The following is a 7,513-nucleotide window of genomic DNA, read 5'->3' as shown; positions in this document are numbered from 1 at the left end:
CTCTTACCATATATCTCTCACCTTATCCCATCCTTATTTGATCCTTATATCCTCTTAGAGAACCTAGTGGCTGTTGTTTTCCAGAAAAAACTCTAAAAAATCAATCAGGCAGTATTATCCTTTAGAAATATTGTGTGTTATTAATAGGTAAAAAACTAAACCTCTATTATGAGAGATATGTTATGGCAATGTGATCATTGCCATATTTATTCGTAATACAAAGAAAACTCTGTACAGCTGTAGTGTGTAAAACGACCACACAATTTAACTTAGAAGGAAATTGGAGCAGAATAAAATATTATGGTGATGGCAGAATGCCTGCAAAAAGAAAATGGCTATGTCATGTAAGAATAGAACTATTTTTTATCAGAATTTAAGAAGGAACACACTCAGATGCTGGTAGTTTTGGTACGTTTTTTCTAAAATTTTCTATTATGGCTGATCCATAAGCTCTAAGATATAAATTGAGAGAGAATATGCGACATTAAAAGTTAAGCGCGCACGAGGGAAACAACAAGGAAGCATAAGAACGCTTGTGTAAAATCGCAATCTTAGCTTATTTAATTTCTATTAGATCACTATCAAGCACTATAGGATATTCAGTCGTTTGAAAAAAGGATTTTATTTTTTCAGAGCTTGAGGAGCGAATAAATTGAGATTTCTGCATAAAGTAAACATGAAAAAATTGTGATTTATTGATAATGTCTTTTATCAGATAAGAGGATGAAAGGGATGATAAAAGGGTATTTCTTTCAATATCGTAACGTGAATCAATAAACAATAAAATGCCAACACCATTCTCACATTGATTGACTATAATGAGTTGAATATCTGTAGCCAAAAGAGTGCAACCTTGAAGATTTAAGACATTTGTAAAATCGTGTACAGAAATTGAAGTTCCCATAATATTATAAAAAGTTGGTATTCTTCCTTTCAGGTGTAAGGTATGGCCATGATAGCCACAATCGCATGATTGATCATATGCAATATGAACAACATCACCAGTGGCGTGTTCAAGGTATGGTGCGTCTTCAGGATAAAAAACAGAGACAATTAATTCATCATTTTCAGGATTTGATTTTACTTGAATGTGTCGTACAAGATGATAAACGTTACCATTAATCTCGGAACACTGGAATCCTATAGGACCAGCTTCTTGGGTGGTAAAGCTAAGAGGCTTAATATGCAATTCAGGGATTATGTCTTTTATTTTCAATACAGATTCAGGTTGAAAGGTTTCTCCAAGATAGAATAGGTTTTTTAGACATTTTAATTTTTGCTTCCAAGATACGATAATAAGTTTATCCGCAAAACTTGGCAGGCATATGATGGTATCGATAGAGAATTCTTCGATAGCTGAACTCAGAGTTTCAGGATCAACCATAGAGGCAAATGGATAATATGTTACTTTGAGAAGGCGACAAATTTCATGTGCAAATAAAAAACCACCCCACAATCCTCCAGCTGTGAGGCAATTGGCAACGGAGCTTACGGAGCAGTTTTTAAAAACAGTTTCGAGCTTCTTTGCCGCAGAGTGTGTTACAAACTCATAATTGAGCCATTTGTGGCGAAGTGTTCTAGGCACTCTTGTTGTGCCACCGGTTGCAAAAATTATATGCGACATTGAAGTTCCTTATTTTTTTTAGTTTGCATGAGGCAAAGGCAAGAGGCAAAGGCCGAGACACCAACAATCATGGCAAAAAGCAAAGCGATATGATTGTTGAAATGGCTGATGATCCATCCACTTGTCCATGAGCCTATAGCTTGGCCAATATTTGAAACAACAAGAATATAACTAAAAAGAACACTGGAAGAAACGGATGCGATTGTTTTCCCTGCTTGATAGTATATCTCTGGAATCATGACAGATTCATAGACACTGTAGGCAATTAACGCAGTCACAGCGGTAAAGACACCACCCATGAGGAAAAATGAGGAGAAACCTCCCATAAAGCAGAGCAGATAAAAAGTTGATTTATCGGAAAGGGTGAGATGTTTATTGATCACCCCCTGCCAGATACAAATGCTGATGCCAACAATTGAAAAGAAAACCCCACTATAAGGGGCCAGATTGCTGTCAAATTTACTGAGAAGCGTCGTGGTGGTGATGAAAATTCCCATGAGGAACGCACAGAGCAAAGCCGCAACCAACAAATAAGCAATAGAACGATTATGTATTATTGTTTTTAAAGAAAAAAGAAGAGTTTTTTTTGTTTTTTTATCCTTTTCAACGGATGATTTTTTATGGGGGTAGTGATAAACAATTTTGAGAGATAGAACACAAAAATACAAACCAATAAGTGCAAAAAAAGCCATGAGAAAAGCTGATGCGTTATATTTTATGGCAATCGTTGCAACAAGTGGGGCAATAACGACAGCAGCGTTTTGAAAAAACGAATAGAGGGTTAAAGCGCGCTTAAGAGCACTTCCCTTGAGATGTTCTGATAAAATTTCTCTCAAAAATGGCTTTGAAATTGCTTTCGAAAAAGCCGTTAAGGTAAAAAAGATCAACCATGCAGAAGGTTTGAGCGATAGGATAACGCACAGGAAAGCGGTACTCCTTAAAATAAAGGCGGTAGCCATTAAGAGTTTACGCGAAAATCTTTCTAATAAACCCGTTGTGGTTATCATGAGAATGCTTTCAAGGATTACCGATCCAGCGAGATAAAACGCAACATTGGCAGCAGTTATGAGAGAAGAGTTTCCAAGTAAAGGAAGTACAAAGAAAAAGGAAAATTCAGAAAGAAAAACTGCGCTATAGATAAAAAAAGTTATTTTATTTTTGCCCATGGAATTTCCATAGAAGTGTCGTTAAATGATCAAATACATTTTGTTGTATCTCTTGAGGAAGTTTTGTTAGCCTTGTTTCTGCTGTGCACATTTCTTTGAAATAGTATCCTTCTTGATTCACCAGCCAGTCCACTGCAAGAAGATTGTTTTTTGTTTTTTCGACGATGTTTTTAGAAATATCGAGCATTTCAGGATAGAATTTTTCCTTGCCATATGCGCTTATAAAAGTTTCTTCAGTAAGAATTGTATTTTTGCCCCCGCGTGCAACATCTCCAATATAACCGTCTCCTTGAGGTGTGCGGAATTTCACAAAACAGAGTTTTCCTGATATAAAGAAAAATCTTACATCCTGTGCATCCTTTACAAAAGGCATTAAAAAATATTCAGAAGAAGAAGTTGAGATCAGATTTCCTATACTCATTGCATGTTTAATCCATCTGATTTAATGACACCAAATCCCATTCCTGAGCCAACGGGTTTGAAAATAAAAGATTCATATTCTGATGAAACAAAAGATGTGATTGTAGGAACTGTTTGTTTATGATAGCCACACATCGTGAATGGAAGCACTGGAGCTCCTAGCTTACGTGCTAATGCCATTTGCGCAATCTTATCCCACTCAAGATTTTCTATGCCATAAATGCATTCGTTGAGAAGGTGTGTACCACTTATCCTAAAATAATTTCTTAATGTGAGACTGATGGCTCTTGCTTGTGGGTTTAGATCTGCTTTGGATAAAATATATGCAGAGTGATCTGGATTTAGTGGAATACCTTGATATAGAAAAATAAATTCATCTGCATGATTTGCTTTGATAAGGCAGTCTTCTAATTTTAAAAACTGGAATTTGATGCCTCTTTTATTAAACTCTTCTGTGTATTCTGAATAGGAATATTCTATATCTTGTGCGTTGGCATATTCTTCTTGCGCAACAATCCAATAAAGTTTCATCGCTAAATCCTTTTCATGACAATATTTAATGGAGAAAAAAACATTTTAATTATTTCATCGACTTTGAGAATGTATAAAGCCGCTAACGATTGATATTGGTGTTGAGTGCATTTCTTTATTATTTTAGCCATGAGCTGATTAAAACGGTCTTGTGGTTTTAGTTGCGTTTTCATGATTTAGAAGAAATCTTTTCTATGTGTTGGTTTCAAAGCCATAGGCTTTAATTGTAATATTGCGGGCGCATTTTTATAAGCTGTTATGATCTCAGTAAGTGGAGGAGAGCTCTGTCAATTCATTCATATTTGTTGCAAATGTTTCGAGATCATGTTTAGTATGTGCTGCTGATATCGCCACACGAATAATGCTTTTCTTTTTAGCCACTGTTGGATATATTGCCGCTGTAACCAAAAAACGCGCTTTCTTAAATTATATGAGGCACTTATCGCTTTGTCTTCAGCACCCATAAAGATAGATTTAATGGGACTTAACTTTTCCTGTACCTCAATGTTGGAGACTCTTTGATCAAAATAAGAGATATTTTCGTGCAGTTTACATTGAAGTTGGTTCATTTCTTGTGAAAGATGAATATCTGCAGAAGCAAGGCAAGCTGCTATTCCTGGGAGAGAAGGTGGACCACTAAAAATATAGTTAAGCGCATATTTTTTAATAAAAGATGCAGCTTCTTTGTTGCTAAATGAGGCTGAACCACCATGGGAACCAAATGCTTTTGACAAAGAAGAAATTAAAATAAGATTTTTTTTGTATTCTTCTAATAAATGCAGTGTATAACCACAGCCATTTTTTCCGATAATTGAGGTACCGTGCGCATCATCTGCGTAATAGTATCCGTTGTGCAGTTTCGCTAATTCTGTTAATTTTTTAACGTCATTTGCTCCGCCCATAGAACCGAGAGAGTCAGATACCAAAACAGGCGTTTTATTTTGTAATTTACTTTTCTGTAGGCTTTTCTCTAGTGCTGTAATATCTTTAAATGGGATTCTTATATAACTTCCAAATTGTTCAAGTATACCACGTAAAATTTGCACCGATGCATGCGTTTCTTTATCTATAATCCATACAACACCATTTGCTGTTATAGGATATCCTGGAAGTTCTCCTGGACCTAAGATGGGCATAACTGCAAGATGGGTTGCACTTACGGAATTAAATATGACAGAGTGGGAATCGAGAAAAATGGTGTTTAATTTTAATTCAAGTTCATAAAACAATATACATTTTGCACGCGTTCGTGCAGCTGCATATTGCACACCAAATCTCTCTACAGAAGATTTTACGGCATCACTTAACGCTGGATGACGTTCTAGCCCTAGATACGAACATGACATAAAATCAATATAAGTCTTTCCTGATTGAGCAACAACACTGCGCCCTGATGTTTATGCAACAGTCGTCAGGTCATGGAGACCTTGATCCCATATCCTCTCCTGATGGTTTTGACTGTTCCTCATTCTATTTGATAATCAATTGACATCCCGCATTTTTGTTTTTCCCCATTGCATCTCTTACGAAGAGAATACGCTAATCTCATCTCCATAGATTGTCAACATATGAATGAGATGAATGATTTTGTAACCTTTTAATGAAATTATATTTTTTTAGTGGAAGGTTATTCATCCTCTTGAAATAGAGAAGAAAAACGATAGAGTTCGCTAACATTTTTCAATTCTCTTTTAGCGCATGCGTTGATATTTTCCTCCATGGCGTTGTAAAAATCCCCTCTCAACAAGAGTGCGCCTTAATCTGGCAAAATCGACCGTAAAGAGGCTGCATATCTTAGAGATTTCCGTTTCGTTATAGATTTTTTCCCTTTGAAAGGCTTGGGAAATTTTTATCAGCATCTCTTCTGTTTCTAATTGGCGGTCGCTTAAATTTTCTCTTTCTCGTTCATGTTTATTTTCTAGCATTTTCCACAGTGTCTCTTCCGCTTTAAATCCGGCTGTTGTGTTTTGAATAAGACCAAGATTCAAAAGACGATTGATGGATTTGTGAATGGTTTTCGCATCACAATCGACAGTTTTTAGGATTTCAGAAAGATTTTTTGCACCAAGGATAATGGCAGCGTAAACAGTGCGCAGTGTTGGTGAGGTCATGGCAGAAATCAGTGAATTGGTCGTGTTGCGTTTGTGAAGTGTTTCTTGTCCCATGGGCAAAAGATCATTGCGAAGGGGCAGTTCATTGATCTCGATGAGTTCTGCTTGGAGCGATTGTGAGCGTACAATTTGCTCAGTAGGGGTGCGTTTGCGAATAATCCCCAGACCACTTTGGCGATATTTGTGATTTTCGGGAAGGGTTAAAGCTTCATAGGAGCCATCAAGACGGTAGAGAATTTCTTCCCACAAAGGGGTTCTGACGCGTCTCACCCGTGGAGTGCCATCGAGAGCAACGGTTGTTGTCATGGTTGGTTCATGCAAACAGAGATAACCACCAGCACTGATATGTTCCCAAAGTGTGATAACAAATCGCACATCATCTGCCGGCGTTCCAGCATCAAGCCAAGCAAAATCTATGGGTCCCCAAGATTTGAGAGTGCTTTCATCAAGAGAGAAGAAGTTCTCATTCATAAATGTTACCATGTCTTTTTCAATACGCTCGTCTTGGAGCAGTTTTTGCCATGCTTCTTCAGCGGATTGACTGTCTACTGAAAAATCATCAACGGTGATCAATCGTGGTTGATAATTCTCAAGGACCCCTGAAGGATCAAGTAAAGCTGTACGTTCTTCAAAAGTGGAGGATTCTAAAAGTTTTTTATCCCGTTGCCATGCTTGTTTTGCTTTTTGCAGTGCTTTAGCAATCAAGCATGTGCTATCGCCTGCGCCGATTTCAAGAACTGTGTGCGGTCTTGCCATTTGAATGAGCGTATAAAGAAGTTCAATACTGTTTTCTGTTCCCATACCAGGTCTTATCAGGGGCATCTTTTGATCCTTATTCTTTTACCAAGCGCAGCATTCCTGCTTTGACAAGAAAGGTTGTTGTTTGTTCTATGGGGTGTTGAAGATGCATTTCTGTTGTGGCTTTTTGCAGGAGAGGTTTGGTTTTTTCATTCAGCCGGATTGTGCGCCCGTTGAGTTGATTAATGGCAAGGGTGCCAAGAGGAGAATTGATAATACGACATGTTGGCTCTCGTAAAAGCGCTGTTGCATGATCTTTTGAAAAGGCTTGTTGATTTGTTTGAATGAGACCGTGTCGCAACAAGGATATCAAAAGATTTTCTGCGTTAAAAAGGCAACCGTTGAGTTTGATTTCTTTCAAGGATTGAACGCAACAACCTTCATGAAGCGCTGTAAAGGTTTCTACATCAAATCCACCAAAAGCTCTGCTTTTGGTGGAAACAACGGTGATAGGTTGAAGTTGGCGTTTGCCAATGAGTGCCGGTTTATTTTTTATGATTTGTACGTCCTTTGCCCATTGAATGTGTGCTAGGGGGGCTAATTTGCGTGGGTAAACGGCAAAAGAATTAATGGTTATGGGTGGTGTGGGTTTTTGTAAGGCAAGGGTGTGGATGTTTTCATTTAAGTCATGTAGCATGGTATCTGCTAATTGCCATACATAACCGCCTGTTCCATGGTAAAAATTTAAGCCTATAGGATCTTGTTGCATGATGTTATCGGTTTTTTTTGCTTTAAAATATCAAGTTTTGGCAATGGTTGTTCGTTGCTCCACACTCAAAGAGTGGTTCATAAAAGTCCTATCGGTTGCTATGGGGTTGCAGGGGAGAGAGAATAATTTGACTGGGATTTGATCGGGTGGTGAT

The 7,513-nt window shown here is 37.6% G+C and carries 8 protein-coding genes; 1 reads left to right on the top strand and 7 read right to left on the bottom strand.

Annotated elements, in window-relative coordinates:
- Positions 1–556: 556 nt before the first annotated feature.
- From PVV70_RS06590 to PVV70_RS06560, 7 genes are all read right to left on the bottom strand, one after another.
- Positions 557–1,624 carry a hypothetical protein gene (locus PVV70_RS06590; protein ID WP_273758475.1) on the bottom strand — a complete coding sequence of 356 codons (1,068 nt, stop codon included), beginning with the start codon at positions 1,622–1,624 and terminating at the stop codon, positions 557–559.
- The gene (locus PVV70_RS06585; protein WP_273758474.1) at positions 1,612–2,790 is read right to left on the bottom strand and encodes an MFS transporter; all 1,179 of its coding nucleotides are present in this window, start codon (positions 2,788–2,790) and stop codon (positions 1,612–1,614) included. The genes PVV70_RS06590 and PVV70_RS06585 overlap by 13 nt, the downstream gene beginning before the upstream one ends.
- Positions 2,777–3,211 carry a hypothetical protein gene (locus tag PVV70_RS06580; protein WP_273758473.1) on the bottom strand — a complete coding sequence of 145 codons (435 nt, stop codon included), beginning with the start codon at positions 3,209–3,211 and terminating at the stop codon, positions 2,777–2,779. Before PVV70_RS06580 ends, PVV70_RS06585 begins: the two co-directional genes overlap by 14 nt.
- Positions 3,208–3,741, bottom strand: coding sequence for a hypothetical protein (locus PVV70_RS06575; RefSeq protein WP_273758472.1), 534 nt, complete (start codon positions 3,739–3,741; stop codon positions 3,208–3,210). Before PVV70_RS06575 ends, PVV70_RS06580 begins: the two co-directional genes overlap by 4 nt.
- Before the next feature lie 296 nt (positions 3,742–4,037).
- Positions 4,038–5,087 carry an aminotransferase class I/II-fold pyridoxal phosphate-dependent enzyme gene (locus tag PVV70_RS06570; RefSeq protein ID WP_273758471.1) on the bottom strand — a complete coding sequence of 350 codons (1,050 nt, stop codon included), beginning with the start codon at positions 5,085–5,087 and terminating at the stop codon, positions 4,038–4,040.
- A 345-nt stretch (positions 5,088–5,432) separates the two neighbouring features.
- Positions 5,433–6,674, bottom strand: a complete 1,242-nt coding sequence (locus PVV70_RS06565; protein WP_273758470.1) for a DUF2087 domain-containing protein — start codon at positions 6,672–6,674, stop codon at positions 5,433–5,435.
- 10 nt (positions 6,675–6,684) lie between these two features.
- Positions 6,685–7,359 carry a hypothetical protein gene (locus tag PVV70_RS06560; protein WP_273758469.1) on the bottom strand — a complete coding sequence of 225 codons (675 nt, stop codon included), beginning with the start codon at positions 7,357–7,359 and terminating at the stop codon, positions 6,685–6,687.
- On the opposite strand from PVV70_RS06560, the gene PVV70_RS06555 reads away from it, so the two are divergent.
- Positions 7,358–7,501, top strand: a complete 144-nt coding sequence (locus PVV70_RS06555) for a hypothetical protein (protein ID WP_273758468.1) — start codon at positions 7,358–7,360, stop codon at positions 7,499–7,501. The genes PVV70_RS06560 and PVV70_RS06555 overlap by 2 nt on opposite strands.
- Positions 7,502–7,513: the final 12 nt, after the last annotated feature.

Source organism: Bartonella sp. AU55XJBT, assembly GCF_028618525.1.
The sequence above is the reverse complement of the archived record's forward strand: the minus strand, read 5'-3'. Positions and strand labels throughout refer to the sequence as shown.

What these genes read in the sequence shown, in the direction of transcription:
- PVV70_RS06590 (WP_273758475.1), bottom strand. Translation starts at nt 1,624, where the DNA reads ATGTCGCATATAATTTTTGCAACCGGTGGCACAACAAGAGTGCCTAGA.
- PVV70_RS06585 (WP_273758474.1), bottom strand. Translation starts at nt 2,790, where the DNA reads ATGGGCAAAAATAAAATAACTTTTTTTATCTATAGCGCAGTTTTTCTT.
- PVV70_RS06580 (WP_273758473.1), bottom strand. Translation starts at nt 3,211, where the DNA reads ATGAGTATAGGAAATCTGATCTCAACTTCTTCTTCTGAATATTTTTTA.
- PVV70_RS06575 (WP_273758472.1), bottom strand. Translation starts at nt 3,741, where the DNA reads ATGAAACTTTATTGGATTGTTGCGCAAGAAGAATATGCCAACGCACAA.
- PVV70_RS06570 (WP_273758471.1), bottom strand. Translation starts at nt 5,087, where the DNA reads ATGTCATGTTCGTATCTAGGGCTAGAACGTCATCCAGCGTTAAGTGAT.
- PVV70_RS06565 (WP_273758470.1), bottom strand. Translation starts at nt 6,674, where the DNA reads ATGCCCCTGATAAGACCTGGTATGGGAACAGAAAACAGTATTGAACTT.
- PVV70_RS06555 (WP_273758468.1), top strand. Translation starts at nt 7,358, where the DNA reads ATGATGTTATCGGTTTTTTTTGCTTTAAAATATCAAGTTTTGGCAATG.
- PVV70_RS06560 (WP_273758469.1), bottom strand. Translation starts at nt 7,359, where the DNA reads ATGCAACAAGATCCTATAGGCTTAAATTTTTACCATGGAACAGGCGGT.